The sequence below is a fragment of the Phenylobacterium sp. Root1290 genome, from assembly GCF_001425305.1.
Classification (GTDB): domain Bacteria; phylum Pseudomonadota; class Alphaproteobacteria; order Caulobacterales; family Caulobacteraceae; genus Phenylobacterium.
On the sequence record NZ_LMEE01000004.1, the window covers coordinates 77,268 to 103,453 of the forward strand.

General features: G+C 65.3%; 27 protein-coding genes. 7 read left to right on the forward strand and 20 right to left on the reverse strand.

What is annotated here, in order from left to right:
* Window position 1: 1 nt before the first annotated feature.
* Entirely contained in the window at window positions 2-2,308 is a 2,307-nt protein-coding gene (locus tag ASC79_RS18545) for a PAS domain-containing sensor histidine kinase (protein ID WP_056025927.1), read from the forward strand.
* A 2-nt stretch (window positions 2,309-2,310) separates the two neighbouring features.
* Here the strand turns inward: ASC79_RS18545 and mnhG are convergent, their stop codons facing one another.
* The 7 genes from mnhG to ASC79_RS18580 are packed head-to-tail and all read right to left on the reverse strand — an operon-like array spanning window position 2,311 to window position 9,088.
* Window positions 2,311-2,670, reverse strand: a complete 360-nt coding sequence (mnhG, locus tag ASC79_RS18550) for a monovalent cation/H(+) antiporter subunit G (protein WP_056025929.1) — start codon at window positions 2,668-2,670, stop codon at window positions 2,311-2,313.
* A complete protein-coding gene (locus ASC79_RS18555; protein ID WP_056025931.1) occupies window positions 2,667-2,948 on the reverse strand; it encodes a K+/H+ antiporter subunit F in 282 nt (93 codons plus the stop codon). The genes mnhG and ASC79_RS18555 overlap by 4 nt, the downstream gene beginning before the upstream one ends.
* Window positions 2,945-3,433: a Na+/H+ antiporter subunit E gene (locus tag ASC79_RS18560; RefSeq protein WP_056025932.1), complete on the reverse strand. Its 489-nt coding sequence runs from the start codon at window positions 3,431-3,433 to the stop codon at window positions 2,945-2,947. Before ASC79_RS18560 ends, ASC79_RS18555 begins: the two co-directional genes overlap by 4 nt.
* A complete protein-coding gene (locus ASC79_RS18565) occupies window positions 3,430-5,007 on the reverse strand; it encodes a monovalent cation/H+ antiporter subunit D (RefSeq protein ID WP_056025934.1) in 1,578 nt (525 codons plus the stop codon). The genes ASC79_RS18560 and ASC79_RS18565 overlap by 4 nt, the downstream gene beginning before the upstream one ends.
* A complete protein-coding gene (locus ASC79_RS18570; RefSeq protein WP_056025936.1) occupies window positions 5,004-5,354 on the reverse strand; it encodes a Na+/H+ antiporter subunit C in 351 nt (116 codons plus the stop codon). Before ASC79_RS18570 ends, ASC79_RS18565 begins: the two co-directional genes overlap by 4 nt.
* Window positions 5,354-8,173 (reverse strand): hydrogen gas-evolving membrane-bound hydrogenase subunit E, encoded by a 2,820-nt coding sequence (gene mbhE / locus ASC79_RS18575; RefSeq protein WP_056025939.1) that lies wholly within the window; start codon window positions 8,171-8,173, stop codon window positions 5,354-5,356. The genes ASC79_RS18570 and mbhE overlap by 1 nt, the downstream gene beginning before the upstream one ends.
* A 42-nt stretch (window positions 8,174-8,215) precedes the next feature.
* Window positions 8,216-9,088: a universal stress protein gene (locus ASC79_RS18580; protein WP_056025941.1), complete on the reverse strand. Its 873-nt coding sequence runs from the start codon at window positions 9,086-9,088 to the stop codon at window positions 8,216-8,218.
* Window positions 9,089-9,390: 302 nt separating this feature from the next.
* On the opposite strand from ASC79_RS18580, the gene ASC79_RS18585 reads away from it, so the two are divergent.
* Together ASC79_RS18585 and ASC79_RS18590 are read left to right on the forward strand one after the other, a co-directional pair.
* Window positions 9,391-10,410, forward strand: a complete 1,020-nt coding sequence (locus ASC79_RS18585; protein ID WP_200937238.1) for an SDR family oxidoreductase — start codon at window positions 9,391-9,393, stop codon at window positions 10,408-10,410.
* A gap of 141 nt (window positions 10,411-10,551) precedes the next feature.
* Window positions 10,552-12,396, forward strand: a complete 1,845-nt coding sequence (locus tag ASC79_RS18590; RefSeq protein ID WP_082532244.1) for a glycoside hydrolase family 15 protein — start codon at window positions 10,552-10,554, stop codon at window positions 12,394-12,396.
* Between the two features lie 87 nt (window positions 12,397-12,483).
* Here ASC79_RS18590 and ASC79_RS21585 read toward each other — a convergent pair whose 3' ends face one another.
* Window positions 12,484-14,370 carry a hypothetical protein gene (locus ASC79_RS21585; RefSeq protein WP_056025943.1) on the reverse strand — a complete coding sequence of 629 codons (1,887 nt, stop codon included), beginning with the start codon at window positions 14,368-14,370 and terminating at the stop codon, window positions 12,484-12,486.
* A gap of 314 nt (window positions 14,371-14,684) precedes the next feature.
* Between ASC79_RS21585 and ASC79_RS18600 the strand changes: the two genes are divergently transcribed.
* Window positions 14,685-14,888 carry a response regulator gene (locus ASC79_RS18600; protein ID WP_056025945.1) on the forward strand — a complete coding sequence of 68 codons (204 nt, stop codon included), beginning with the start codon at window positions 14,685-14,687 and terminating at the stop codon, window positions 14,886-14,888.
* A 42-nt stretch (window positions 14,889-14,930) separates the two neighbouring features.
* Here the strand turns inward: ASC79_RS18600 and ASC79_RS18605 are convergent, their stop codons facing one another.
* From ASC79_RS18605 to ASC79_RS18635, 7 genes are all read right to left on the reverse strand, one after another.
* On the reverse strand, window positions 14,931-15,230 hold the full coding sequence (locus ASC79_RS18605) for an outer membrane beta-barrel protein (protein ID WP_056025947.1): 300 nt from the start codon (window positions 15,228-15,230) through the stop codon (window positions 14,931-14,933).
* Window positions 15,227-15,496, reverse strand: coding sequence for a hypothetical protein (locus ASC79_RS18610; RefSeq protein ID WP_156378485.1), 270 nt, complete (start codon window positions 15,494-15,496; stop codon window positions 15,227-15,229). Before ASC79_RS18610 ends, ASC79_RS18605 begins: the two co-directional genes overlap by 4 nt.
* Before the next feature lie 218 nt (window positions 15,497-15,714).
* A complete protein-coding gene (locus ASC79_RS18615) occupies window positions 15,715-16,830 on the reverse strand; it encodes a PHB depolymerase family esterase (protein WP_056025951.1) in 1,116 nt (371 codons plus the stop codon).
* 151 nt (window positions 16,831-16,981) lie between these two features.
* On the reverse strand, window positions 16,982-17,578 hold the full coding sequence (locus ASC79_RS18620; RefSeq protein ID WP_200937240.1) for a PRC-barrel domain-containing protein: 597 nt from the start codon (window positions 17,576-17,578) through the stop codon (window positions 16,982-16,984).
* Window positions 17,565-18,860 carry a ferritin-like protein gene (locus tag ASC79_RS18625; protein WP_056025953.1) on the reverse strand — a complete coding sequence of 432 codons (1,296 nt, stop codon included), beginning with the start codon at window positions 18,858-18,860 and terminating at the stop codon, window positions 17,565-17,567. The genes ASC79_RS18620 and ASC79_RS18625 overlap by 14 nt, the downstream gene beginning before the upstream one ends.
* A gap of 497 nt (window positions 18,861-19,357) precedes the next feature.
* The gene (locus tag ASC79_RS18630) at window positions 19,358-19,546 is read right to left on the reverse strand and encodes a DUF3008 family protein (protein ID WP_056025955.1); all 189 of its coding nucleotides are present in this window, start codon (window positions 19,544-19,546) and stop codon (window positions 19,358-19,360) included.
* A gap of 107 nt (window positions 19,547-19,653) precedes the next feature.
* Window positions 19,654-19,848, reverse strand: a complete 195-nt coding sequence (locus ASC79_RS18635; protein ID WP_056025957.1) for a hypothetical protein — start codon at window positions 19,846-19,848, stop codon at window positions 19,654-19,656.
* 276 nt (window positions 19,849-20,124) lie between these two features.
* On the opposite strand from ASC79_RS18635, the gene ASC79_RS18640 reads away from it, so the two are divergent.
* Both ASC79_RS18640 and ASC79_RS18645 read left to right on the forward strand, forming a co-directional pair.
* Window positions 20,125-20,658, forward strand: coding sequence for a DUF805 domain-containing protein (locus ASC79_RS18640; RefSeq protein ID WP_056025959.1), 534 nt, complete (start codon window positions 20,125-20,127; stop codon window positions 20,656-20,658).
* A 282-nt stretch (window positions 20,659-20,940) separates the two neighbouring features.
* On the forward strand, window positions 20,941-21,810 hold the full coding sequence (locus ASC79_RS18645) for a phosphotransferase family protein (RefSeq protein WP_056025961.1): 870 nt from the start codon (window positions 20,941-20,943) through the stop codon (window positions 21,808-21,810).
* Between the two features lie 536 nt (window positions 21,811-22,346).
* Here the strand turns inward: ASC79_RS18645 and ASC79_RS18650 are convergent.
* Both ASC79_RS18650 and ASC79_RS20865 read right to left on the reverse strand, forming a co-directional pair.
* The gene (locus tag ASC79_RS18650) at window positions 22,347-22,595 is read right to left on the reverse strand and encodes a hypothetical protein (RefSeq protein ID WP_200937241.1); all 249 of its coding nucleotides are present in this window, start codon (window positions 22,593-22,595) and stop codon (window positions 22,347-22,349) included.
* Window positions 22,592-23,737, reverse strand: a complete 1,146-nt coding sequence (locus ASC79_RS20865; RefSeq protein WP_200937242.1) for a sensor histidine kinase — start codon at window positions 23,735-23,737, stop codon at window positions 22,592-22,594. The genes ASC79_RS18650 and ASC79_RS20865 overlap by 4 nt, the downstream gene beginning before the upstream one ends.
* Window positions 23,738-23,951: 214 nt before the next feature.
* On the opposite strand from ASC79_RS20865, the gene ASC79_RS18660 reads away from it, so the two are divergent.
* Window positions 23,952-24,191: a hypothetical protein gene (locus ASC79_RS18660; RefSeq protein WP_056025965.1), complete on the forward strand. Its 240-nt coding sequence runs from the start codon at window positions 23,952-23,954 to the stop codon at window positions 24,189-24,191.
* Window positions 24,192-24,236: 45 nt separating this feature from the next.
* Here the strand turns inward: ASC79_RS18660 and ASC79_RS20870 are convergent, their stop codons facing one another.
* The 3 genes from ASC79_RS20870 to ASC79_RS18665 all read right to left on the reverse strand — a co-directional run bounded on the left by ASC79_RS20870 (window position 24,237) and on the right by ASC79_RS18665 (window position 26,085).
* Complete coding sequence (locus tag ASC79_RS20870) at window positions 24,237-24,569, reverse strand: hypothetical protein (RefSeq protein WP_082532246.1); 333 nt, start codon at window positions 24,567-24,569, stop codon at window positions 24,237-24,239.
* Between the two features lie 204 nt (window positions 24,570-24,773).
* On the reverse strand, window positions 24,774-25,142 hold the full coding sequence (locus ASC79_RS21730) for an excalibur calcium-binding domain-containing protein (RefSeq protein ID WP_369817339.1): 369 nt from the start codon (window positions 25,140-25,142) through the stop codon (window positions 24,774-24,776).
* A 46-nt stretch (window positions 25,143-25,188) separates the two neighbouring features.
* The gene (locus ASC79_RS18665) at window positions 25,189-26,085 is read right to left on the reverse strand and encodes a 3'-5' exonuclease (protein ID WP_255352758.1); all 897 of its coding nucleotides are present in this window, start codon (window positions 26,083-26,085) and stop codon (window positions 25,189-25,191) included.
* Between the last annotated feature and the right edge of the window lie 101 nt (window positions 26,086-26,186).

The following is a 26,186-nucleotide window of genomic DNA, read 5'->3' on the forward strand; positions in this document are numbered from 1 at the left end:
CGTGACCGACGATCGACACGCCGCCATTCCTAGCCAGATCCGTAAGGCGCTCGAGGCTCTCCCAGCGCCTGCGCTTGAGACGCTTTCAGGCGCCTGGTGCTGGGACGTCGGCGCCAAGCGGCTGCACGCCGACGGCCGCTTCGCCCAATTGTGCAACCTGGCGCCGGAGAGCGCCGCCGCCGGCGTCCCCACCTCTAGCTTCTTCGCCGCGATCCATCCTGACGACGTGATGCGCATCAAGATCGCGGTCGCGGGCGTCATGCATGGCTCAGAGCTTTTCGCAAAGGAATATCGCGTCGGGGAGGCTCGGACGGGATATCGTTGGGTGTCGGCACGCGGCGCCGCCGAGCGCGACGCAGATCAGCATGTGCTGCGCTTCAGCGGGGTCCTGACCGACATCACAGAGCAGAAGCGCGTCCAGGAGCAGCTGCGCATCGCCCAGACTGCCGGCGGCGTGGGCACATTCGGGTACACTTCCGGCTTCGGAACGGTTGAGGTCTCCGATCAGTTCTGCCGCCTTCTTGGCCTCTCTCCCACCGACGCCCTTCCAGTGCGCACCGTCAACGGAGCCGTGATCCAGGGCGGGGAGATTATTGAGACCGGTCGGCGCGAGCTTGGGGGACTTGAGCAGGCCGAATTCCTGATTGTGCGTCCAGACACTGGCGAACACCGATGGATCGCGCGGCGGGGGGAAGTCGTCCGCGACGATTTCAGCGACGGCGAGCGAATGGTGGGTGTCATTCACGACGTCACCGAGTTCAAACGTGTGGAAGCCGAGCTCCGCCGGCTGACGGCGGCGCTGGAAGACCGAGTCGACGCGCGCACTCGTGAGCGCGACCAGGTCTGGAACCTCAGCAAGGACCTCCTGTTCGTAGCCGGACGGAACGGGAAATTCCGCGCCATCAACCCCGCCTGGGAAAAGGTGCTCGGGTTCTCGTCCGAGGAACTGGTCGGCGCGCCCGTCCACGCCTTGATCCACCTCGATGACCTGCCGGCGATGCACGAGCGGATGGCGCGCGCGGCGCGCGGCGAATCCATCGGAGAATTTGAGTGCCAGGTGCGTTCGCGCGACGGCGCATTCCGCTGGTTCAGCTGGACCACCACGCCCGCCGGCGATGCGATCCACGCCACGGGCCGCGACATTACCGCCCGCAAAGCGCTGGAGGACCAGCTGCGTCAAAGTCAAAAAATGGAAGCGGTGGGTCAGCTGACGGGCGGCCTGGCCCATGACTTTAACAACATGCTCACCGGCGTCCTTGGCGGGATCGACATGGTGCGCCGGCGCCTTCGCGATGGGCGCATGCAGGATGTAGAGCGATTTCTCGAAGCAGCCAGCACGTCAGGTCAGAGAGCCGCCGCTCTGACCCATCGGCTGTTGGCGTTCTCCCGAAGGCAGAGTCTCCACAGCGCGCCGGTCGATGTCGAAGCGTTGGCCAGTTCGATGGCCGACCTGCTGCGTCGGACCCTGGGTGAGCAGATTCGCCTTGAACTTGAGATGACGCCGCAGCTGCCGATGGCGCTGGCCGACGCTAACCAGCTGGAGAGCGCCATTCTCAACCTGGCGATCAACGCGCGCGACGCCATGCCCTCAGGAGGCGTGCTGACCATCCGGGCCCGCGCGCTCACGCTCGACGACGCCGAGCTGCAGCGGAGCGATCACGCGACGGCAGGCGATTACGTCGAGATCAGCGTGGCCGACACAGGCGGCGGCATCTCCCGCGAAGTCCTCGGAAAGGTTTTCGACCCGTTCTTCACCACCAAGCCGATTGGCCAGGGGACAGGGCTTGGCCTGTCGATGATCTACGGGTTCGTGCAGCAGTCGCATGGCCACGTCCGCGTCGAGAGCCATGTCGGCCAAGGGACGATCTTCCGGCTTTACCTGCCCGTTCACGTCGGCGAGACCCAGGTCGCCATCGATGAGGCCCAACCGGCGCCGGGCGGGGCGGGCCAGTCGGTGCTGGTCATCGAGGACGACGCCTCCGTGAGGTTGCTGGTCGTCCAGGTGCTTGAGGAGTTGGGCTACCGTCCGCTGGAGACGACCGGCTCGCGCGAAGCCTTGCCGCTTCTGCAATCGGACGCTCCCATCGACCTGCTGATCACCGATGTGGGTCTGCCTGGCCTCAATGGACGCCAACTCGCCGAGATCGCCCGCGAGAGGCGTCCGCAGTTGCCGGTGCTGTTCATGACCGCTTATGCCGAGCCGGCCCTCGATCAGAACCAGTTTCTCGATGAGGGGATGGCGATCATCTCAAAACCGTTCGGCATCGATCAGCTCGCGCAACGCATCGCCCTGATGTTCGGCCGCTGAGGTCAGGGCTCAGGCTCTGCGCGGGAGGGGACCTCGCCGCTCCCGGCCTTGCGGTCGCGATGCAACGCGGCCCGCACCAGCAGCATGAAAGTGATAGGCGTCGTCAGGCTGATGAACAGCCCGATCAGCAATTCGTGCAGCACCAGGCGGCCCTGGGCGACGGAGAAGAAGACCATCGATCCGGCCAGGGTCGTGAAGGCCCCGAGCGATACTCCAAGGGTCGGCGCGTGAACCCGGCGATAGAAGGTTTCGAGCCTTACCAGGCCGATCGATCCGATGAGCGCCAGCGAGGCGCCAATGAGCACCAAGGCCGCGACGAGCGCGCAGGCCCATCCAGGCAGGTTCGCGATCAGAGGATTCACTCGATCACCTCGCCGCGCAGAAGGAAACGGGCCAGCGCCACGGTCCCGGCGAAGCCCAGCAGGGCGATCACCAAACAGACCTCGAAATAGTGCGGGCTGCCGGTCGTGATCCCGATGGTGATCATGAACAGCAGCGCGTTTACATAGAGGGTGTCGAGCGCGAGGATCTGGTCTTCCGAGCGGGGCCCAATCCACATGCGCCAGACCGCGCACGCCATGGCGAGGGCGAGCATGACCTGCGAGACCTGGAGGGCGACCAGCAGCATGGCGGGGGTCATGTGAACATCTCCAGGAGCGGTCGCTCATATCTCTGCTTGATCTTGCGGACCCAGGCGTCCTCGTCGACCAGGTCAAGCACGTGGATCAGCAGTGTGGGCGGGCTACGCTCGAGGCTCACCCAGATGGTGCCTGGCGTCGAGGTGATGATGCAGGACAAGATCGCCAGCCCATAGCGGTCCTGCAGTTCCAGCGGCACTTCGACAAAGCCGCTAGTCACGCTTTGGCGCGACCGCCCAAGGATGATCGCGGCCACGGCGAAGTTGGATCTGACGATGTCGTACACAACATGTAGCGCCAGAGGGACCAGCAGATGAACTCGGCGCACGCGCATGGCCGGCGGATGAAGGCGCGCGAAGGCCAGTCCCAGCAGCACCGCGACAAGCACGCCGGAAGCCGCCCGCCAGATATCGGCCGTCTGTCCAAGCAGTAGCCACGCGCCCAATACGAACAGCGAGACGAAAGGGTGGGGAAGCACACGGTTCACGGGATCGCCTCCCGGTTTGGCAGGACCTCAGCCACATAGGCGCCGGGCCTGGTCAGCTGGTCGGCGGCGGCCCTGGCGTAGGCAAGCCCCGGCTCTGGACGGACCGTGAGGAAGAGCGCGGCCGCTAGCACGGCGATCAACGCCAGCGCTTCGGGCCAGGCAATGGTCTCGAAAGTGCGGTCCGGATCGCTCCAGAAGGTTTCGATGCCCACCCGGCTCAAGGCGACGAGGGTAGCCAATCCCGATGCGATGATCAGTATCGCGACAGCGACGGCCATTGGGTTGATGTCCGGGCCAGCCAGCATCGGCTGCAAAAGCGCGAGCTTGGCGATGAAGCCGGAGAGCGGCGGGACGCCTGAAAGCAGCAGCACACAGCACAGGAAGGCGCCCCCCAGGAAAGCGGCCGGCCGGGGAATGACGATAAGGGTCGCCTCCGGCGGTGCGAAACGCGGCGTCACTTGCCCGGGATAAGGCTCCAGGTGAACTGCGTGGGCGGGCGTCTTTGGGGCGGTCTGGGGGGTCAGCAAGCCGGCGAGCAGGAAGAAGGCGCACGAAGCGAGCGACGAGACCACGAGATAAAAGAGCAGGCCGCCTAGGGGGCCGCCGGCTCCGAAGGCCGCGAGAAGCGTCCCGGAACTGAGCACGACAAGGTAGCCGGCCATCCGCTCGGCTGAGCGCGAGGCCACCAGTCCGATCATGGCCGCGCAGATGGTCGCTGCGCCGACGCTCCCGACCGCCACGACCAAACCCGGCGAGGGTTGGCCTTCCGGCGACCAGAGCAGGCCCAGCCGGATGATGGCGTAGATGCCGACCTTGGTCAGCAGCACGAAGACGGCCGCGACGGGAGCGGCCGCTGCGCCGTATAGTCCGGGCAACCACATTCCGACCGGCCAGGCGGCCGCCTTGATGAGGAAGGCGATGGCGAGCAAGGCCGCTCCGACGGAAAGCAGCGCCTGAGCTCGATCGGATGCTTGCGGAATCCGGACCGCCAGGTCTGCGAAGTTGAGGCTGCCAGCGACGCCGAAGAAGAGGGTCGCGCCCAACAGGAACAGCAGGGATGCGATCAGGTTGACCACGATGTAGTGGAGGCCCGCAACCACCCTGGCCTTGCCTGCCCCGTGCAGCGCCAGGCCATATGAGGCGGTCAGGGTGACCTCGAAGAAAACGAACAGGTTGAACAGATCGCCGGTTAGGAACACGCCGCTCAGGCCCATGAGCAGGAACTGGAACAGCGGCGCGAAGAATGCCCCCTGCCGCTTCCAACGTTTGGTGGAATAGACGAAAGCGGCAAAGCCAATGAAGCCGGCAAGTCCGAGAAAGAGCGTACTGAGCCGGTCGGCGACCAGGGTGATGCCGAACGGGGCCGGCCAGTTTCCGACCTCGTAGACGGCCGCGCCCCCGACCTTGGTCAGATGCAGGGACAACAGCACCACCGCGCCGACATGCAACGCGCAGGCGATGACGGAGAGGCCTATCGTCGCGGCGGGCCGCCGCTCCCCGATCAGCAGCAAGCCCGCCCCCGCCAGCAGCGGAATTAGGATCGGCATGATGACAAGATGATCGGCGCCCGTCATTTTTGGTCGTCCTTGGGGCCGCCGCCGTCCACCTGGTCGCCGCCGGTCAGCCCCCGCGCAGCCATCACCACCACAAGCAGCAGCGCCGTCGTGGCGAACCCGATGACGATGGCGGTCAGGACCAAGGCCTGTGGCAATGGATCGGCATAGGCTTCAGGATTGACCGCGCCAGACGCCAGAACCGGGTCGCGACCGATCTTCAGACCGCCCGTCGCGGCGATGAAGAGGTTCACCGCATAGCTGCAGAGGCTAAGGCCGATGATCACCTGGAAGGTCCGCGAACGCAGCATCAACCAGACGCCGCATCCCACGAGGACCCCGATGCCGAGCGACAGGACAAGCTCCATTACTTAGCCTCCCCGTCGCGCTCGCCGCGCGGTCGGCGCTGTGACTGGTGAGCGATCGCCACCAGCATCGCCGAGGTCGCACCGATGACGAGCAACATCACCCCAAGGTCAAAGATCAGCGCGCTGGCCATCGGCGCCGGGGGCAGTTCGCCGAGCTTGAGATAGGAGAAGGCCGAGGTCAGGAACGGCTGCCCAAAGAGCATCGCCCCGACGCCGGTGAGGGTTGCCAGGAGGAGACCCAGCGCAATCCATCTCCCTGGGGCGATGCGCAGCCGCGCCTCTGCTTTGCGCACGCCCAGAGCCATGTAGAGCAGCAGGATCGCTGCCGAGATCGTGACCCCTCCGGCAAAGCCCCCGCCCGGCAGATCGTGGCCGCGCAGGAAGAGATGCAGGCCAAAGAGGACGATCATCGGGAACATAAGTTGGATGATCAGGCCCGGAACGAGCATGACGCGCTTTGCGCTCGCACGGCGCGCTTCGGACTGACTCTCCTGCGCGGGCATGGGGCGCACCGCCTCGGCGGCGGGCCGAAAGCCTCGGAGCAGCGCCACCACGCTCAGAGCCACCACGGCGACGACAGTTATTTCGCCCAGGGTGTCGAAGCCTCGGAAGTCGACCAGAATCACATTGACCGCATTGCGCCCTCCTGCGCCGGCGTATGCGTGCTCCAGGAAGTAGCGCGAGATCGCCGCCGGAGTTGGGTAGGTCATGACCCCATAGGCCAGGAACGACGCACCTAGTCCCAGCGTAGCGGCGATCAGCGCGTCCCGCCCGCGAACGAAACCTCCCGAACGGGCCGCGTGCCGCGCGCGGTCCTCCAAAGGCAGCCAGCGCAGGCCGAGCAGCAGCAGGATGGTCGTGACGATCTCCACCAGGAGCTGGGTGATCGCAAGGTCGGGCGCGGAGAACCAGGTGAAGGTGACGGCGGTGACGAGACCTGCGCCGCCGGTGAGCACGACCCCAGCCACCCGGCGAGCGCGGGCGAAGACGGCCGCGCCGATGGCGCAGGCCATGCCGGCCGCCCACAGCAGCGCAAAGGCGAAATCGGGCGGCTCGCGGGGCGGGCGCAGGTCCCAGCCCGACCAGCGCGTGGAAACGCCGACAGCGAGGAGAACGCCCAGGAAAATCATCAGCACATGCCGCTGCAACCGCGCCGGGGCCACCATGTCCTCAAGCGCCAGGGTTAGCGCGGCGAAGCGCTCGGCAAGCGGCCGGCCGCTTTGCGCCCCAGGCGCCGCGCGCCAGCCGCGGCCAGCCCACCACATCGCACCGCCGGCCAGAAGCGCGGCCGCGGACATGGCCAACGGCAGCCCAAATCCATGCCACAACACCAGCTTGGAGGCGCTTGTCGCGCCCCCGAGCAGATCGCCGGCGGCAAGATCGAGGGCTCGGCCCATGAAGAAGGCCGGGGCGACGCCGACAAGCAGGCACCCGGCGGCCAGGACGCCGGGCGGCCCCCAGAGCAAGGCCGGGGCTTCGTGGGCCTGTTTGGCCGCAGCCGAGGTCTTCCCAAGAAAAACCGATGCGAAGAGGCGAAGCGCGTAGGTCACGCTGAGGGCGCCTGCCGCCGTGGCGGCGAGCACGAACGCGGCGTTGCCGCCACCAGCTTCGGCGACCTGCGCGAAGAACATTTCCTTGGAAACGAAGCCGCTGAGCAAGGGCACGCCCGCCATGGCCCCGGCCGCGACCAGGGTGACCGCCGCAGTGACGGGCATCGCGCGCCCCAGCCCGCCCAGCGCGGCCAGACTGCGCGTCCCGGTCTGGTGCTCGACAGCTCCGGCGGTCATGAACAAGGCCGCCTTGAACATGGCGTGGTTGACCAGATGGAAGATCGCAGTGAAGGCCGCGAGCGGCGCGCCGAGGCCCAGCAGAAGCGTGATCAGGCCAAGGTGGCTGAGGGTGGAATGCGCAAGCAGGGCCTTGATGTCGTCCTGGCGCGTGGCTCTCCACGCTCCGAGCAGCATCGTCGTCAGGCCGACGCCCGACACCAGCCACACCCAAAGATCGGTCCCGGAGAAGACCGTCCAGAAGCGCGCCAGCAGGAACACGCCGGCCTTTACTAGCGTCGCTGAGTGCAGGAACGCTGAGACGGGCGTGGGCGCGGCCATCGCGCGCGGAAGCCAGCTGTCGAAGGGAAACTGCGCGCTCTTGGTGAACGCCCCGATGAGCATCGCCACCAGAGCCAGCGGCGCCAGCGCGTGGGCCGTGAGCCGCGGTCCGGCCGCGAGCACCGCGTCCAGATCATAGCTGCCGACGATATGGCCTAGCACCAGTACTCCGGCCAGCAGGCAAAGGCCGCCCAGGGCCGTCGTCAGCAGGGCCTGGCGCGCGGCCGAACGCGCGCTCTGGCTGCCGTACCAGAAGCCGATGAGCAGAAAAGAAAAGAGCGCTGTCAGCTCCCAGCAGACCACAAGCTGCAGGAGGTTGCCTGAAGTGACGACCCCCAGCATGGAGGCGGTGAACCCCAGGAGGTAGGCGAAGAATCTGGGGGTCGGTTCATCGGCAGGCATGTAGCCGCGCGCATAGCCGGCGATCAGGACGCCGATCGCGGCGATCAGCACCACGAAGAGCCAGGCCAGGCCATCGATCCGGAATGTGATCGCTAATCCAAGGCTGGGCGCCCAGTTGAGCGACTGGCGCACGGGGCCCGTCGCCTCGATCGCGCCGACGAGCGTGATGGTGATAGCCAGGACCGCGAGGCAGGCGCCCGCCGCCAGGGCCGCAGCGGCGTTCCGGGCTTGCGAGGGCAGGCACATCGCCGCAACGCCGGCCAGAGCCGGAGCGCCCACGATCCATGGCGAAAGCATCTCGGCGGCCATCACCGCGGCCTCAGGATGAACAGTTCGGCGCCATCATTAGCGCTATGGCTGACGTTCGGGAACGAGCAGGACGTCGCTGGTGAGGCACTCAAGCGCGTCCTTGACCACTGAGCCGAGCAGCAGCTCTGCGAAGAGACCGCGGCTGCTGGCGGTCATGACCACGAGGTCGGCCCCGACCAATGCGACGTGTTCGCAAAGGGTGCGGGCGGGCGCGCCATACTTGGTCACCAGAGCCGGCGTGCCGGCGTCACGATGGACCGGGAGGGCCATGGCGAATGCTTCAAGTTCTTTCTCGGCGGCGCGAGCGGCGTCGGCGGTGAATTCCCCGCGGTCCTCCACCAGCCCGGCCAGAGGCGCGTCGAACGCGTAGAGATAGGCGTAGACGGGCTCGGGAAACATCGACACCGCCACCGCGTGGCTCGCCGCGGAGGCCTCTGACATATCGGTGGCGAAAACCGCCTGACGGAAGGCGCCGCGGGTGCGCCCGCGCACCACGAGCACGGGGGTGACAGTTCGTCGAAGCACCCGGTCCAGCGTCTCGCCAAGTTCCAGCAAGCTGTAGGGGGTGCGCCGGGCCGCGCCCACGACGATGAGATCGCAGGCCGCGGCCTCGGCGGTCTCGTCGATGCGTTTGGCTGCATCGCCCTCCTCCAGAAGGATCTCGACGTGATCGGCCTGGTCTCCAAGTTCCAGGCGCAGGCGCCGGCGGATCTCCTGCAGCGGCTCTTCCTCGCGCAGCCAGCGGCGCGGAGCATCGGGCGCCAAATCTTCCTCGGGCTCGCGGACATGCAGAATGACGAGCTGGGCGTTCCACGCCTCCCGGATCTGCAAGGCGCGCTCCAGCGCGCGGTCTCCGTCGGGGCCAAGATCGGTGGCCAGCAACACCCGGCGAGGGGTCGTCGCAGAGCTGGTCATCGCCGCTGCATCCTCCACATAGCGCCCGCGCCGTTCGCGCGGCTTGACCGTGGGTGACGCTTGAACGGCGCAAAGGTTCGAGAATGTCTGATCACAGTCTCGCCAGGACCTCCGCTCTTTGCCTGCGGCGTAGGGAACGAGGCCGATGAGTGCCGGCGCCGCACAGCTTTTGGCGCATCCGCCGGGAACCCTCCCATCGCAGCAAGACTATTGGTCCTTGCGCCGCGCGCCGGCGCCGCGGCCTTGGGAGAATAGACTTGAAGCCGATATCGCCGCGACGAGCTCGCGGGAAACGTCCTGAAGTGGTGGTGATCACCGGCGCTTCCGCCGGCGTAGGACGCGCGCTTGCCCGTCGCTTCGCGCGAGAAGGCGCCCACATCGCACTGATCGCGCGCGGGCGGCTCGGGCTCGAAGCCACGGCGAGAGAGGTTCGCGAACTCGGCGGCCAAGGCCTGGTGCTTTGCGCCGATGTCGCAGATCCTCCTGCGGTCGACGCTGCGGCGGCTGCGGCGGAAGAGCGCTTCGGTCCCATCGATGTTTGGGTCAACGCCGCCTTCGCCGGCATGCTGGCGCGGTTCGTCGACATGGACCCTGGCGAATTTCGCCGGGTGACGGAGGTCACCTATCTTGGCCAGGTGCACGGGGTGCGTGCGGTTCTGCCGCGCATGATGGCGCGCGACCGTGGCGTCATCGTCTTGGTCGGATCGGCCCTTGCCTATCGGGGAATTCCCCTGCAGTCGGCCTACTGCGCCGCCAAACATGCGCTGCAGGGCTTCCAGGACAGCGTCCGCGCCGAGCTCATCGAGAGCCGCAGCCGCGTCAAGCTCACCATGGTGCAGTTGCCCGGGATCAACACGCCCCAGTTCGACTGGATTCGAACCACCATGCCGCGTTCCCCCAAGCCCGCGAGCCCGCCTTATCAGCCGGAGGTCGCAGCAGAAGCGATCCGCTACGCCGCCCGCCATCCGCGCAAGGAGTTAGTGGTCGGCGCGCCCAGTTGGCAGGCTATTCTCGCAGACCGCATCGCTTCGCCCTGGCTCGATCGATATCTGGCCGCGACAGGCGTCAAAGGCCAGCAGGACGACGCGCTGATCGAACCTGACCGGCAGGACAATCTCTACCAGCCTGTCGAAGGCGACCGCGGCGCCCACGGCCGCTTTGGCGACATCGCCCGAGGCGGCAGTCCGCTGTTGTGGGCCAGCATGCATGGCAAGCAGACGGGGCTGGCGCTGCTCGCCGCGGCTGCGGCGCTGACATGGATTGGCGGCAAGGCGCTTAAGCGTCCCCACGGCCCGCTGACCACACGGACAAGGCGGCATTGAAAGCGATGATCCCGCAGCCGATCCCAACCCAGGCTTCTGAGACTCAAATGACCGCCGCTCCCCGCGGCAGCCGAAGGGAACGACAGTGACGAGTTTCCACGTCAAAGCACGGTCGGCCGTCAGCGGAGCCCGGGCCGGCGCATGAGTTCTGCGATCGAGGACTACGGGATTATCGGCGATGGGCGCACCGCCGCCCTGGTGAGCCGGGCAGGTGCGATCGACTGGCTTTGCCTTCCCCAGTTCGACTCGCCCGCCTGCTTCGCAGCCCTGCTGGGCGACGCCGACAACGGCTGCTGGATCATTGCGCCGACCTGCGAGGCGCCGCGGGTCACCCGGCGCTACTTGGGCGACACCCTGGTGTTGGAGACCGTCTTCGCCACACCCGAGGGCGACGTCGCGGTGCTCGACTTCATGACCATGGATGAAGATCGCCGCTCGCTCATGCGTATCGTCGAGGGACGCGCGGGCCAGGTCGAGATGATCTCTGAGCTCAAGCTTCGGTTTGAGTATGGGCGGGTCAGCCCGTTCATTCGCGCCGGCGCGTCGCGCGAAATCACCGCAATGGTCGGCCCGGACGCGGTGATCATCCGATCCGACCGGGATTTCGAGTGCGGCGAAGGGCGACTGGCTACGCGTTTCTCCCTGTCAGCGGGTGAACGGACCTGTTTTGAAATGAGCTGGTTTTCCTCGACAGGCCCCGCGCCGCCGCCGTGCGACGCATTTTCGGCGCTGGAGGCGACGGCCGCCTGGTGGGAAGATTGGGCGTCAAGGCATAGCTATGAGGGTCCTCATCGCGACCGCGTCGTGCGCTCCCTGATCACCCTAAAGGCCCTCGCCCATCGCGACACCGGCGCATTGATCGCAGCGCCGACCCTGGGCTTGCCCGAATGGCCGCAAGGCCCAAGAAACTGGGACTACCGGTTCTGCTGGCTGCGTGACGCCACTTTCACCCTGCTGGTGTTTCTCGACGCCGGCATGTCCGAGGAGGCAGAAGCCTTCGTAAAATGGCTGCGGCGGACGGCAGGCGGAGAGCCGGTGGATCTGCTTCCGCTCTACGGCGCCAGCGGCGCTCGGCTCTATGGCGAGGTCGAGGCCGACTGGCTCACTGGTCATGATGGCGCCAGGCCCGTAAGGATCGGCAACGGCGCGGACGTGCAGCTCCAGCTCGACATCTACGGGGAGGTTATCGACACTCTCTTCTTCGCCAGAAACCTTCGCGCGGACAGCGACGGTGACGCAGAGGCGCTGGTGCGGCTGCTGGCCGCCCGTCTTGAGGACATCTGGCGGCTGCCCGATGCAGGCATATGGGAGGTGCGCAGTGATGAACGCCGCCACGTCTATTCGGCGGTGATGTGCTGGGTCGCCTTCGATCGGGCTTCGCGCTGGCTGGGCGAAAAGGATGAGGCGGCCAGGACGCACTATTGCGACCTGGCCGCGCAGGTAAAGGCCGAGGTCCTGGCGCACGGTTGGGACGAAGCGCGCGAGACTTTCGTCCAGGCCTACGGGTCGAGCCAGGTCGATGCGAGCAACCTGCGTCTGGCGCTTGTGGGTTTTCTGCCCGCCGACGACCCGCGCATCGTGGGCACGGTCAAGGCCGTGGAGCGCGAACTGCTGAAGGACGGCTTTGTTCTGCGCTATCTGCCGCAGTCTGCTGATGATGGTTTGGAGGGGCCCGAGGGGGCGTTCTTCGCCTGCACGCTGTGGCTGGCCGACGTCTACATCCTGCAGGGGCGGCATGCCGAAGCCGAAGCGCTTTTGGACAGGGTTTGCGGCGCGGCCAACGATCTTGGGCTGTTGTCGGAGCAGATCATGCCCGGCGAGCGGCGGATGCTCGGCAATTTCCCGCAGGCGCTGTCACATCTGGCCGTTGTCGACACGGCTCTGGACCTGCGACGCCGTGGGGGCCCGGTGCAGAGCCGGCTCAAGAGCTCTCGAGGTTCGGCCGAGCCCTCGCCTGCGCCGAACCCCGAGGATCTGATGGTCTAGGACGCCGGCATGCGCTGGCCGCGTTGTTCCACCGCAAGGAACGACGTCAGGGTAGAGGCGCGGCGGTCCTGGCCGCCGCCCGGGTCGTCAGACGGCCCAGACCTGGTTGAGGACCTGGGCCGCCATGGCCGCCTTATCCTGCGGCAGGAAGCGACCATAGTGCTCGGCGATGGTGCTCGGCGTGTCCTGGATGGCGTAGCTCGCCTGCTCATAGGAGCCGGTCTGCTTGAGCACATGGGTCGCCAGGACGTCGCGCACATTGTGCGGGCCGTGAGGCAACAATCCTGCGATGGCTCCGCGCCCGGTGTAAGGATTGAAGATGCCGTGACGCTCAATTGTGAGACGCCAGGCCTGGTAGAAGGGCGTGGAGTCGTACTCGGCGCTCACGCAGTTGGCCTTCATGGTCTTGACGAACAGCGAGCCTGGGTCCTCGCGCCCCTTGAGGAGGACGGCGCGATCGCTCGCCAGGTAGGTCTCGATCTCCTCATAGAGTCCGTCCAGATCAGGCAGCAGAAGCCTGAACGGACTCTTACGGAAGAATGTCGACCCGGCGTTCTTGAAGGCGGCGGCCGGCACCAGGACCTCCCAGGCCGTGTCGCGCGCGCTCCAGCGCAGCTCTCCGCGTTTCAGGCTCTCCAATTGGCGCTCAGGCGTGGGGCTATGACCCTTGGGCGCCACGAGCAGTTGCCGCAGGTTCTTCTGACGAAGGCCCAGGTGCAGGGCGAGCCGCAGCATCAGGAAGCTTCTTGTCGCTTCGGCCGCGGCGATCGGAAATCGCCGACGATCAGGGCGCCAACGCCGCACTTCCTCGGTGATCTTTCGGTATTCGGCGAGCGGACTATCGGCCTGGAGGATCGGCAAGATGGGCTCGAACGGGTCACGGTGGATCCTGGCGACCCGTTCGATTTCCTTGGCTCGCATGAGCGCATGGCGATGCATACCATCGCAGACGCCCTCCCAGTCGCGATGAGCGTCTTTGACTTCCTGCGCTGTCACCAGCCCTTCGATCGGCCGCAGGTGGTTCGCCAAATGGGAAGACTGTCTCAGCCAGCCTGTGTCGCGGCGCGTAATGGCGGCGGCGACCAGCAGCATCTCCTCCTCCCATCGCGTGAAGAAGCCGCGCCGGCCCTCACGCCAGGTCAAATACCAGTCCCAGACCGCTGGAAAGGCCAGGAGTGCGAATGTCAGGCTGCGCAAGGGCGCGCCGTAGCCGCGCACGTCGCTCTCGGGGCAAGCTGTCAGCGCTCCGAACAGCAAGCCGAAGTGCTCCATCTTCTGGTCGGCGGTCTCGCGGTTCCACACGCCGCTCCTCGCCCGGCCCCTGGTCGTGAGGGTCGAGGTCTTGAAGACGACGAGGTCGCGCGCCTCGGCGTCGATCAGGGCGGGGGCGGCTTGCGTCGCCAGCGGACGACCATACTCACGCCGACCCTCGTCCATCAACCGCGCCTCCAGGTCAGGCGCCGGCGGGAACGACAAGGCGCCGACGCCGCTTGAGAACCGGATCGAAAACCGCTGTTGCAAGGCGCCGATCTGGTAGCGGCGATAGTCGGTGCCCCCGGCCATGATCACGGTCCGCACCCATGACAGCACCTCTTCCTGCCTGGCCTTTGGAAGACGCTCAAAGTCGTCGGGAAGATGCCAGGCAAGGCGGCGGCGCTCGACGGCGCTGAGCCGGGATCGAACCTTGCTAGTGACCATCCGGCCTGAATGCGGGAGCTTCGCTCGGAAATAGCCGTCGGGCAGATCATATCGGCGCTCGATGGCGGCCAGCACCCGAAAGCTGGTCGCGCTGCGCGGAGCCAGGACCCCGTTCACCCAGTCGTAAAGGGTCCGGACATCAACGACGTCCCGGCCTTGCTTGAGGGCCTTGTGGAGACGGCTGACGTTTTCGCCGTGCCGGCGGATGTGGAGGACCAGGGCTTCCTGAAAGTCCGAAGGATCCTCATACGCCTCCCACTGCGGCGCTGGACCCACGTCGTTCGCCTTGGACCTGGGCGCGGCCGCCTCTGCCGGGCGCTGCGTATTGTTCGGTTTTATGGACATTACAATCGTACTGGCTGGCGGAACTGATCGTCCGCACAGCTTAGGACCGCCAGACCGCCTCCAACCCGAACGGCCCGCGTCGAATTTCCTTAAGTGCGGCGAACAGGTGACGCCGGCGGAGCCTCCAAGCAGATCGCGGTCAGACGCACTTCGTCGCAGGCCGCTGGACCACGAAATTCGACAGTCCGGTTCCCACTGGAAACGCGAAACCGCCGAGCGGGCGCAAGCCTTACGAGGAATGCGCCATGGACGGCAGACAGCTGGCGGAGGTGGCGCGCGATGTTCGGCCCGAGCTGGCGATCCTGTTCATAACCGGCTACGCCGAGAACGCAGCGACCCAGGCCAGTTTCCATGGGACGAATGTGCAGATGATCACCAAGCCCTTCGCAATTGATGATCTGGCCGCGAAAATCGGGGAGATGATGCCCGTCGCCGACCAGGTCTCATAGCCAGGGCCCTATGCGAGCGCGACGCGTCGCTCTCACCTGCGGTCAGAAGCGGCGCGTGTAACCGATAGACCAAGCGTCGATGTCGCTTCCGTCGCTGCTCGCGTCATGCCGCGTGTAGTCCAGGCGCACGCCGTTCTTGTCATCGAAATGGTATTGCCCGCCGAGGCCACAGTTCCAGGTGTCCGAATGGCTCGTGACGGCTGCCTGCTGATCGCCGGCCAGGCTTCGGGCGGACCACTCGGTCTCAACCTCGGTTCGCCCGTAACCGACCCTGGCGAATAGCTCGGCCTTCGGCGTAAGGGGCAGGAAACCCACGACGTACGCCGCGACCTGGTAGTTCACTTCAGTGCTGGCGCGGAAGTAGTATCCGGGGGCAGCATCCCCAGGCTCCAGTCGTCTCCCGACACGCCGAACGCTGCTTCGCCTTCGAGACCGACATAGGGAGTAAACCTGGCGCCGAGCCGACCCTGGACGGCGCCAAGCTGTGTGTCGCGGAGGTCTTGGGAGAGATGCGCGTAGCTGACGGTCGCGTAGAGATCGGCCGCGCCCGCGGATGTCGCGCTGACAAACCCCACGATCACGCAGAGACCCGATAGAAATCTGTTCATAGCCCCCCCGAAGGTAGATCTGTCGCCTCGCATCTTCTGGTTGTTCAAGGCCGAAACATGGCGCACGCGCCCGTCTGCGGACCCCAGCATCTTGCCTGACGCTCCGCGGGAGCGGTCCCGCCGCCCTTCAAGGACGATCACACGCCCTGCGGCCTCACCGCCGCAGCTTGGCAAAGAGACCCGCCCGGTTCCCAGGCCGGTGGCGCCATTGTCGTCAGTCAGCGCATTATACCCGCAGCCGTAAAGGCGTCGGCGATGACTTTGCGGACGTCCTTGGAGACGTAGGGCGACACCTTCTCCATCAGGGTCTCTCCAAAAGCCAAGTCCGACCTCCTGGGCGCCGGGCGATCATCAGAAACACGCCGCTGCATAGGGTCCTTGGCCGAGGCGAGGCCCCAGAAGCTTGCGATCTCCAAGGACGAGGAAACTCCGGCTTCGAGCATGAAGGGCGCGACTTCCCCGAGGGGATCATCGCCGCTGGCCGAGAGCGGCACGCCGTGTCCAACACCCTCTAGAAGATTCAGTTCAACGGCAACTTCGCCGTCGCTGGCGCGCCAGACCGACCGGGTGCGACGTCCCAACGTCGTGACCTCGTGGGCGCGCTCGCCGATACCGTGGAGCATCGTCCATTGCCGGGCCAGGGTCTGTGCGTTCGCGGGCGCCACCGTGGCGTCGCTGGCTCCCTGCCAAATCGAGAGACGCGGCAAGCGCGAAGGTGCAGGCGCGGCCCGCGCCGCAAGCGCGCCGAGCTGCGCGCTGCTCAGCTGGCTGCCGGTCCGCATGGCGGCGAAGGCTTCGGAGACGTTGCCCGCCACCCCGAAGGCCAGTCCCGCGACGACCGCGCCGCCCGCATAGGTCTCAGGATAGGTCGCCAGCAAGACGGTCGTCATCGCCCCCCCAGCCGACAGTCCGGTGATGAAGACACGTTGGGCGTCGAGATCGTGGCTCCGCACCATGTGTTGCGTCATGGCGTAGATCGACGCAGCCTCTCCGCCATTTCGCACGGTGTCGCCTGGCTCGAACCAGTTGAAGCAGCGGTTGGGGTTGTTGCTCAGGTCCTGCTCAGGCGCCAGAAGCGCAAATCCGAGCCGGTCGGCCAAGGCGAGCCAGCCGCTTGATCGGGCGAAGGAAGAGGACTTTTGGGTGCAGCCATGCAGCAAGACCACCAAGGGCGCGCGGGAGGTGAGGCCTTGAGGAACGTAAGCAAGCATCCTGAGCGAGCCGGGGTTAGCGCCGAAACCGCGCACTTCCTCGAGCCCTTCGCTCCCCCTGGCCTGGGCCGTAGCATTACGGTCACGCTTCAGCTTGGCGATCGTCTCAGCAAGTCCCGACATTTACTGGTCCTTCCGCATCACCAACGATGCAGCAACCCAATGCTGCATTGCAGCATTGGGTTGCGCGCTGACGCGAAGATTTCAGTATGCGCCGGGGAGGATTGCCGCAGAGGGAGGCTGTTTCGCCGATCGGATTGAAAGCTCACGTCGATCAGGTCGAGGCCCTCGCCTCCCGCAGATCGGCGGGCCACTGGCCCGCTTCGAGCACGGGGCTCGCTGCGAGTTGCGACGCCGTGAGAGCTCCCGTGATCGCCTCCTGATCGAAACGGACCGCGCCAGCATCGATGGCGTGAAGTCGCTCCCCGACGCCGCCCACTCCGCCTTCGCTGATGACGAGATAGCCAATGCGCGCATCATCGCAACGCACCATGGCCTCGACGACCGTCCCCAGGGTCTCGCCTCGCCGGTCCACGAGCTTGCGTCCTGTGAGGGAGCTGGCGGGTATGAGCGTGGGCGCAGGAAGACTGGCGCTTTTTTCCGACGCGCTTTGGCTGCCATCCTCATAGCGCGCCTGGCGTCCAAGCCATCGCCATATGCCCAGCACATTGACGGCGATCAGAAAGCCGTTGGTCCAGAGAAGGTTAAGCTGGCTGGTGCCGATCGCCACCACGGTCCAGGCGATGGATCCCACGGCGAACACCACGAAGCCCCAACCGGTGATCCGCGCCCCGAGGTTCGAGGCGGTCATGATCGCAGCAATCATGGTTGCGGCCGGAGCGACCCAGCCAGCGATCTCAACCGGTCCCATCGGCGTCGCCCTTCTCAGTCGCACGTCCAGTCCGGTACTCCTGGGAAACGGCGGCGATCGCGCTCGCGAGGCCAGCGAGGCCCGCGACGCGACGTTCCAGACGCTCGGCGCCAGATCGGAGCTCAGCGAGGCGCTCGAGGATCAGGACGTCTTCGGCTTCACCAGTGAAGAACGGCTCGACTGCGCGCAGCATGGTGAACGAAAGGCCCGCGTGCCGCCCTTCATGCTCCAGGCCGGCGGGCAGGCGAACGAGAGCGCCGGCGACGCGGGCCAGGACGTGCATGAGGTCGATCGCCGCCGCCATCAGGCGCCGCTGCGCGGCGCCTGCGCCTTCACCCGTGCGCCCGAAAGCCTGGACCACCAGTTGCAGCAGAAGCCCGTAGACGGCGTTGCCCAGGTCCAGCACCGGCGCTGCGTCGCGACCGTCGATATAGGCCATTTCATCCCCGGCCGGCGGCCGCCACATGACCGGGCTCTCGGTCACCGGCCAAGAAGGCTCAAACGTGGGATCGGCTTCCATGAGCGCCTGGTGCTCCTGGCGCACCACGATGAAGCGCTGGTAGTGCGACCCCTCCCGGTCCGACGGCGACCCTTCGCCCTGCTCCACGATGGTGTCGATCGCTCGCAGCGCCTCGCCCAGATTGGCGATGGTGTTTACGCTCTCCAGATCGAAATCGGCCGCGCCCACCTGGGCCGACACGGGACCGATAAAGAGCTGTTCCTCGCCCAGATGGGCGCAACATCTCAGGAGGTTGGCCCGGAGCGCCTCGTAGAGGTGTCCGACGGTGGCGTAGTCCTGATGGCTCGGCATCAGTCGCGGATCGCCGGCTTCACGCACATATTCGGCCTCGGGTTCGAAGCCCTCCCCGTCCTCCAGGTGGAGTCCGCGAGGCCGCTCAAGGAAGATGAAATGGTCGAGGGTCTTCGGGGAAAATGGGGTCAGCTTGACGACGACGTCGGACGGGAAGTAGCCGGCCTCGACCGGAAAGTTCGGCCGACCGAAATGGGGTCGACCGCCAATGGCGATCGACAGGTTCGCAACCAGCAGGAGGTGGACCATCTCGTCGATCGCGACGCTCAGGATGACACCGCGCCAACGCTCCACGGCGGCGGCCTGCTCGCCCTCTAGGCCTCCCTCGGCGCCCGTCCGCAGACTGAAGGCTGCGAAAAGATAACTGCACATCAAGGTATGCTCGATCTCGGAGGCCTCGGCCAGGAGATGGAAGAGCTGCCCGCGCCCGCCAAGCGCGATCTCCGTCTCGGCCGGCGATTGGCTGGACATTTCTCGATGACCCTCGTGCAGCGCGGAACCTGCGGGCGGCGGCATGTTTCGAACCCGCGACAAACACGCTCGTTCCGCCAGGGACATGGTGAGGCCATGCGCGCCCTCGACCGAAGGAGACATCGGGTCAGGACGAGGTGCGCCGACTGCGACGCCATTCTCAGGGAAATTCCCGACCACATTGCGCTAGTCTTGCGAGGGAGAGCGCCGGGTGCGAGCATTCAACTATATCAGCGTCAAAGAACTGAAACTGATGGATCTGAACGACTTAGCGCTTGTCGTTCGACGCGGCCGTTCAACAAGGGGTCAGGCGTTCGACTTTCAGGTGGCGATCAGGTCATGAGCGGCGTCTACACGGTCGTTGGCGGACAGATCTGCGTCACATGCAAAAGAGGATCGAACGCGGCGGTCGCCGATCATCGGCGGCTACAAAGGCCGCCGTCGCACGAAGGCTCCGCTACGACCGCAAAAGGCGGACGCATGCAGGTCGCCCTGGATCACTGCGTCTTCGGCACGTGCTCGGGCTTACCTTTGCGCTTGGTCGAGGCCATCTTCTCAAGCTCCTTTTCGCTCATCGACAGCATCGACTGTGACGCGCCTTTAAGCTCGCTTTTGGGGGTGTCGCCCCGCTTTGCGGAGAGAGCCGCGCCTGCGGCCTTCTGTTGAGCTCCTGATTTTGCTGGCATCTCGCGTCTCCCGACTGGACTAGCGAAAAACGCTCCCGCCCGTAGGGCGATCCATCAAATGTGCAGGACACCGGGGTCAGCGGGAGCCCGTTCCTTCAAACGTAGAGCTAGCAGGCCGCTGCAGAGGCGACGCCGTAGACGAAAGCAAGTACGAGGAAGAACGATGCGGTGATCCCCAACGCAATGATCACCCCAACGACAAATACAACGCGGAAGATTTGGCGCGCGATCAATGCCCGCCTCTCAGCCATCGCAGCTCCGACGTGCAGTAAGGCTTCGAAAATGCCGAGAAAGATCGCCATCCGGGAAGGATAGCTCCGCTGAGTGGATCGGCTCTTAAGCGCACCGCGTTTGTCGAGCCGACAATACCTGGCGTTCGCTCAGCCAAATGGGCGAGGGAAATCCGCAAGGCGCCACGACCAGATGTCGGCTCATTGCTGGAGACGAACTTGCCTGATCAAGCTTGAGCCGCGCCGGAGGGGTAGAAGCCCGTGGCGTCCGGGCGCGAACAAGCTTTAGCATGATCAGAGACGCTCCTCGGGCGTGTCCATAAGCGGGGCGTCGACGCGGAGTTTCGGATGGAGAACCAGCGAACTGAGTCCAAGCTAAGCCTTCTTCTCGCCCTCGCGACCGCCAATTTTGGATGGCGGGGCCGTGCATCGCGCAAGGCGCTGTTCATCTCGATCGGTCGGCTCTACGCGTTCGGCGCGCTGACCTTGCCGATCAGCATTCTTCAGGCGCTTGCACCGTCTACAAGACTGACAGCCACGTTGCTTGACGGCCTCATGAACTGCGTCGGCCTGCTGCTGGCCGCCTATCTTGTCGGCGCGTTCGTTCGCCGGCTGCATGACCGTGGAAAGGCAAGTTGGTGGCTCCTGGTTTTCCTCGGGCCCCATGCAGCGTTCGTGATGCTACTGACCCGCATCCCGCCAGATACGATCCTGTTCAATTTGGTTTTCTTAGGTGGCGGGATGATCGTCGACTTCCCCCTCCTCGTTTGGTGGATGGCGGAAACTTTCTGGCTTCCCGGCACATCGGGACCCAACCGCTTTGGCGATGACCCCCTGGCTACCAGCAATCCGAAACAGGCGGCCGCACCTGCTCTGGCGTAGGAAGGCGCATCTGCTTCCCACATTGAGGCGACATCCAAAGGGCCTACCGGCTAGGGTTGGACCTAGACCACAAGCTATAATCGCCTGGCGCCACTAGCGGACGTTGGCGGCGAGGCTGAAAACGGACTGCCCTAATGCACTTGCGATCGGCCGCATCCTTCCGTAGGCGGCATTCGTTAGGTGCTATCAAGCGTTCATTGGGTGCGGCGTCGCTGGTGAGGGCGGCGGTCGCCGCCGGCGATCATGACAACCGGCGCGGTTCAGCGGGGGAGTGAGCACCGCATGCAAACCACGGAGGTTCAGCGTGCGGTAACGGCGGCTAGTTCGACCGTTAGGGCGCTCGGTCTCCAAGTCGACGACGCGGTCGTTCTACAGAATTCGAACAAGCTTGCGTTGCGCCTGCTGCCCTGTGATGCGTTCGCCAGCGTTGCGCCAATGGCACAGCAGATAGCGCAGTTCGAAGTCGAGCTTGCCGGGCGCCTGGCGGAAACCAACAGTCCCGCAGCAGCACTTGACCCCCGGGTTCCACAACACGTCTTCGAGCGCGACGGTTTCGCGATTTCGTTTTGGACTTACTACGCGCCAGCGACGCCGGACCTCGCGGCCGCTGACTACGCGAACGCGCTGCATCGCCTGCACGCGGGCATGCGGACGATCGAGATCACTGCTCCACACTTCACCGACCGCGTTGCGGAAGCTGAACAACTCGTGGCGATCCGCGAGCGGACGCCTGACCTAACCGACGCAAACCGGGAGCTGCTCAGCGGAATGTTGGAGAGCTTCCGACGATTGATCGTCGGTCGCGGCGCGACGGAGCAATTGCTTCACGGCGAGCCTCATCCCGGCAATCTGCTGAACACGAAGATTGGGCCCTTGTTCATCGACTTTGAGACCTGTTGCCGGGGACCGACCGAGTTCGATCTGGCTCACGTGCCGGAGGAGGTCACTGCGCACTACCCAGGGATTGACCGGGCCATGCTGAACGATTGCCGCGCCCTCGTTCTGGCGATGGTTGCGGCGTGGCGATGGGATGCGGGCGACCAGTTCCCGAACGGTCGACAGTGGGCCGAACACTTCATCTGGGCATTGCGCAAGGGCCCGCCATGGCCCTCGCTTCAAGCCTTGGCTCGAGAACTAGAGGGGCGTCGCTAACGGGCAGCTTCAGCGCTTAGAGCTGGCAGCGACCGGCGTCCCAGGTAGAGGCCGCCGCCCCGGGCGCCGAGACCGGCCAAGGAAGCGCTCTAGGCTCGATTGGGTCGACGAACCTCGGAAGTAGCGCCTAGAACACATCCGAAACCCAGCCGAACCGGCATAGCCGTAGCTGTCGCCGAAGCTCGCCAAAATCGACCAAGCGCCGATGTCATAGCCGCCGCCGAGAACAAAGCCGCCCACAGCGCTCGTCCCGGCCGCCGAGCGTGACGCCCGCCACCCGCGCCGCCGTGCCGTCGAGGAACTCGTACGAGAGGTTGGCGACCCTTAGAGCCGCGGCTGCGGACCTGGCCTGCGTCCTGCCAGCTGCGCTGATGGTCCAGCGCTAGACTCGCACGCGCCTGCGTCGCTCTTATCGGATGCGACCCCCGCCGCCAGTTTGGGACGTAGCCCGTCAAAGACCCCTCCAGCCAAGGCCGGTCGCCCCTCGCTGACGGGTCACACCTGAGCGACCGGGCCGGAGACGCCGCCTTGCAAGTTCAGGATCCGTCAGCCCGCAGCGAGCAGTAAGCGTGCATGGCCGCAAGAAGCTTATCGGCGCTGGTCGGCTTTCCGAGGTTCTGGGCCGTCGCCAAAATAGGCTCGTTAAGCAGGTCGGGCGGCAGAAAAGCGAGTACGAAGGGCACCTGCATCAGGAGCAGCATATGCGCGACCGGCGTAACACGCTCGCCGCTCAGGCTGACGTCAAGGACAGCTGCGTCGGGTCTGTCCACCGCGAGACGGCTCAAGGCCTCCTCGACGGACCCCACTGGCCCGACAACCTCGAAGCCAGCGCCCGCGAGGACTTCGTTGAGGTCCATGGCGATGAGGAATTCATCTTCGACAACCAGCACCCTGAAGGTGCGCCGTAGCGAGCCGGTCGTTGTCGAGGGCAAGGCCTATCCGATCGGCAAGGTGAACACTCCTCGGAAACCCTCCGGATCGAAATGCAGTTCCCCGCTGTGCCTGTCAGGTCCTGCTTTACGCTAAATTCGATGAGATCAGACCCAAATCCCCTTCTGGCGGGGGCGGCCACCGCAGGTCCGCTTTCTTCGCGCCACTCAAAGCGCAACGTCTTTCCTTTCCCATCAGCGTCGACCGACCAGCGTGCGACTACCTTGCCCCGACCTTCTTCTGAGAGGGCGCCGTACTTCAGCGCATTGGTGCTGAGTTCATGGAGGACGAGATTGAGCGCCAGGACTTTTGGAGCCGGAACTGTGACTGAGGGTCCCTCGTATATAAAGGCCCCGTTGGCAGGCGCTAGCTTCGCGGCTCTGGCGACGATGTCGGCGAAGTCAGCCGTCGATTGCCCCGATAGCGTAACGTCCTGGGCATCCATCAGCGCCTGAAACCGGCCCAGAAACGCGCTTCGAAACTCCGCTGCAGAACGCCCTTCCGTGGCCGTTCGGCTCGCCAAGGCACGGACCGTGGCTAGCAGGTTCTTCATGCGATGACGCGTCTCGGCGAGAAGAATGTCCTTTTCGGCTTCGTGCCGCCGCTGCTCGGTGACGTCCTCGAAAAGCACAAGAATGCTGCTGCTGCTGCTGTCTTGGTGAACAAGCCGGCGCGCACTCACCAGCATGGTCTTTTGACCGAGTTGAGGGAAGTCGTGGCGCACCTCATAGCCGACGACTGCGGCGCTCTTCGGCACGACCTGAGACAGCAGCTGGCGAAGGTCGGGGATGTCCCATTGCCCGTCTCCAAGATCAAACAGCCGTTGCCCCAGCGTTTCGTCCTTGCTGACCTGGAAGGTCTCGAAGAACGCCTGGTTGCCCGACAAGACGCAGAGGGCTTGATCGAGCACCAGCAACGGCGCCTCGAGCGTATCGACGATGCCTTGGGCTTGAACGTGACCGGTTCGCAGTAGGCGATAGAGGTCTTCTAAATCCATCTGACGCTCGGCGGGCTCTCATGGAGGCCGGCACTATGAACCATGGGGTTGCGCATGGCTATTTGCAGCAGCGGGCCTCCACGCCTTGCTAGTGCTCTCAGGCCGGTCGCTCTAGGATCGAGGATCGGAAGAACGGGCATGATACGGAGGAGCCGATAAAGTCTTGAATAGTCTCGCAAAATTTCGCCCAACCGGCCCACGCCTGCGTGCAGCCATGTGGCTGGCCATCGCAGGCTGTCTGATCGCGCCGCTGGTTGCGATGCAGTTCACCGAAGAAGTCGCATGGACGGGCCACGACTTTGCGTTCGCCGCGCTGCTTCTTCTTGCGGGCGGCGGCGCTATCGAACTGTCATGCCGCAGCCGCCGGACGCTGACTGTTAAGTCTATGCTGGTATTGGCGATCATGGCTTTTGTGGCTGCGATCTGGGCTGACGGCGCCGTCGGGGTTTTCTGAAGCCAGATTGCCGCTTGGCGGCCAGCTTTGCGCCTTGCCTTGCTATCAAGCGTTCCTGTTCAGCGCGGCATACCAACCGGCGTAGGGCGTGTTGCGGGCCATTTTTCGATTGAAGTCCGGCGCCCCATCGGTCCACCAGGGTGGGCCGCGTTCCCCTAAAGCGACCTTCGCCGCGTCGACCGCTGCCCGCGCTCTCTGCACCGCCTCCGTGTCCTGCCGGCGCCGGCCTGCAGGGATGGAGCGCCTCGCCGCCATGAGAGAGCTCACCAGCGCCGTGCGTTCGTCGGGCTTGAGGTTCGGATTGCTGAGCCGCCAAAGCCGACCGTGGACAACAAAATATCGCCCGTCTGGCGTCACCGGATAGTCTTCGCGGCCCATCGGTCAGTTCGATCACTTGTTTTCAGATGCGCTTGTCCGTCCCAAACGCGCAGCCCTACGCAAGGTTGGCGCGCGGGAGGCTCGGAAGCCAAACCGTCCAAGGGCGTTAGCCCACCCGCCTTTTCGAACCCAAAATGGAGGTCTCACCTTCTGCGCCACTCTGTGCGCGCCGGAAATCCTACGCCGTTCGCAGGCCCGGGTACTCTAACGTCCTCGATAGGGTTCGCAGGCGACGCCGTCATTATCACGGTCGAGGTGTGGGCCATATCCTGGCTGCCCGCGCCGAAGGGGCGCCGCTCCCGCCGCGCGCGCGGCCGTACAGTTGCGATAGGCTCCCTGGGGCGCGCCGCCCACGAACGCTTGAGGCGTGCGGGCCGCCGCTGGCTGCCTGCGGGGCTCGCCGCGGTGACAGTGATATTGCCCGGTCTTGCGATCGTTGTGGCAGCCGTTTGCGTCCAGGCCGCCGGGATGGGTCGCCCCCGCTGCTGGCCAGAGACTGATAAGCGTCACCGCCGCGCCAGCCGCGCAGATCCGTAAAGTCATCGCCCTCCCCCGAGGTCTTCTGCGACTCATGTTCGGCGTCAGACCGGCCTCATGCAAGTCCGACCGGGCCAAGCCGTCAGACCCGATCAGAGAACCTGTCGTGCGCGTCGATGCGGCGGCAGGCGAGATCGATATCCCGCTGGTAGATTTCCTGCCGCAAGAACGCCAGTTCCGCCTCCCGCTCGACGTCCCCCACATCGACATACCAGGCTCGCGGTCCCGAGGAATGCTCGGCGTTCCAGCGATAGCCGCGCATCTTCAGGACGTCCTTGAGCTCGAAGGGGGAATTCTCAGCCCAGATCCGCCAGGAGGGCCGCCGCGCCGCGTCCAAGAGTTGCGCAAGCGCTGGCTTGCCGCTCGTCTTCATCGTCCGCGCGAGCAGTTCGATCCCAGCATGACAATCATTGAGGGCGCGATGTTTGTCGTAGAAGAAGCCCGCGCCTGCCGCCAGGTGGGCTAGACGGGCTCCCTCATGTCCCTCCAGCGCCCAATCGACCTGGGACATCGAGCAAGCCCAGGGCTTGGTTGTGAAGGTCTGGCAAAAGCGCTCCAGAAAGCGTCGATCAAAGGCGGCGTTGTGCGCAATGACGATGGCGGCCGGCGCGGCGAACGCGGCGACCTGATCTGGATCGATCACCTGCCCGGCGACCATCTCCTGGGTGATGCCGGTGAGCGACGTGATTTGCGCCGTGATTGGAATGGAAGGTTCCCTCAAGGCGCAGAACGCCTCTCCAATCCTCGTCACTTCGCCATTCAGATCATAGGTGAAAGGCGCCATCGCGAGTTCGATGATCTCATCGCGCGCCGGGTCTAGGCCCGTGGTTTCGACGTCGACAAAGAGGCCAATCCGCGTCGCGCCGCTTGGCGCGGCGCGCGATGCGGCGTGCGCGTCAAGGCGTCGAAGCACGCGATAGAAACCACTCGCCTCGAGACGAGCGGCCATCTCTTCCAGCTCTGCCAGGTCAGTTTCCACAGTCGACTCACGCACTTCTTACACAAGATGAGCGCGCCAAGCCGCCCCGTACAGGTGAAGAGCAAAGAGGGCGGCCAAAGGTCGACGCGTCCGGACCGCCC

Bases quoted from the DNA above. Each gene is read 5' to 3' on its own strand.
- ASC79_RS18590 (WP_082532244.1), top strand. From the start codon at position 10,552: ATGAGTTCTGCGATCGAGGACTACGGGATTATCGGCGATGGGCGCACC.
- ASC79_RS18625 (WP_056025953.1), bottom strand. From the start codon at position 18,860: ATGTCCAGCCAATCGCCGGCCGAGACGGAGATCGCGCTTGGCGGGCGC.
- ASC79_RS18600 (WP_056025945.1), top strand. From the start codon at position 14,685: ATGGACGGCAGACAGCTGGCGGAGGTGGCGCGCGATGTTCGGCCCGAG.
- ASC79_RS20870 (WP_082532246.1), bottom strand. From the start codon at position 24,569: ATGGGCCGCGAAGACTATCCGGTGACGCCAGACGGGCGATATTTTGTT.
- ASC79_RS18615 (WP_056025951.1), bottom strand. From the start codon at position 16,830: ATGTCGGGACTTGCTGAGACGATCGCCAAGCTGAAGCGTGACCGTAAT.
- ASC79_RS18570 (WP_056025936.1), bottom strand. From the start codon at position 5,354: ATGGAGCTTGTCCTGTCGCTCGGCATCGGGGTCCTCGTGGGATGCGGC.
- ASC79_RS21730 (WP_369817339.1), bottom strand. From the start codon at position 25,142: ATGAGTCGCAGAAGACCTCGGGGGAGGGCGATGACTTTACGGATCTGC.
- ASC79_RS18630 (WP_056025955.1), bottom strand. From the start codon at position 19,546: ATGCCAGCAAAATCAGGAGCTCAACAGAAGGCCGCAGGCGCGGCTCTC.
- ASC79_RS18645 (WP_056025961.1), top strand. From the start codon at position 20,941: ATGCAAACCACGGAGGTTCAGCGTGCGGTAACGGCGGCTAGTTCGACC.
- ASC79_RS20865 (WP_200937242.1), bottom strand. From the start codon at position 23,737: ATGGATTTAGAAGACCTCTATCGCCTACTGCGAACCGGTCACGTTCAA.
- ASC79_RS18640 (WP_056025959.1), top strand. From the start codon at position 20,125: ATGGAGAACCAGCGAACTGAGTCCAAGCTAAGCCTTCTTCTCGCCCTC.
- ASC79_RS18580 (WP_056025941.1), bottom strand. From the start codon at position 9,088: ATGACCAGCTCTGCGACGACCCCTCGCCGGGTGTTGCTGGCCACCGAT.
- ASC79_RS18620 (WP_200937240.1), bottom strand. From the start codon at position 17,578: ATGGGACCGGTTGAGATCGCTGGCTGGGTCGCTCCGGCCGCAACCATG.
- mbhE (WP_056025939.1), bottom strand. From the start codon at position 8,173: ATGGCCGCCGAGATGCTTTCGCCATGGATCGTGGGCGCTCCGGCTCTG.
- ASC79_RS18610 (WP_156378485.1), bottom strand. From the start codon at position 15,496: ATGAACAGATTTCTATCGGGTCTCTGCGTGATCGTGGGGTTTGTCAGC.
- ASC79_RS18660 (WP_056025965.1), top strand. From the start codon at position 23,952: ATGTGGCTGGCCATCGCAGGCTGTCTGATCGCGCCGCTGGTTGCGATG.
- ASC79_RS18565 (WP_056025934.1), bottom strand. From the start codon at position 5,007: ATGACGGGCGCCGATCATCTTGTCATCATGCCGATCCTAATTCCGCTG.
- ASC79_RS18635 (WP_056025957.1), bottom strand. From the start codon at position 19,848: ATGGCGATCTTTCTCGGCATTTTCGAAGCCTTACTGCACGTCGGAGCT.
- ASC79_RS18555 (WP_056025931.1), bottom strand. From the start codon at position 2,948: ATGACCCCCGCCATGCTGCTGGTCGCCCTCCAGGTCTCGCAGGTCATG.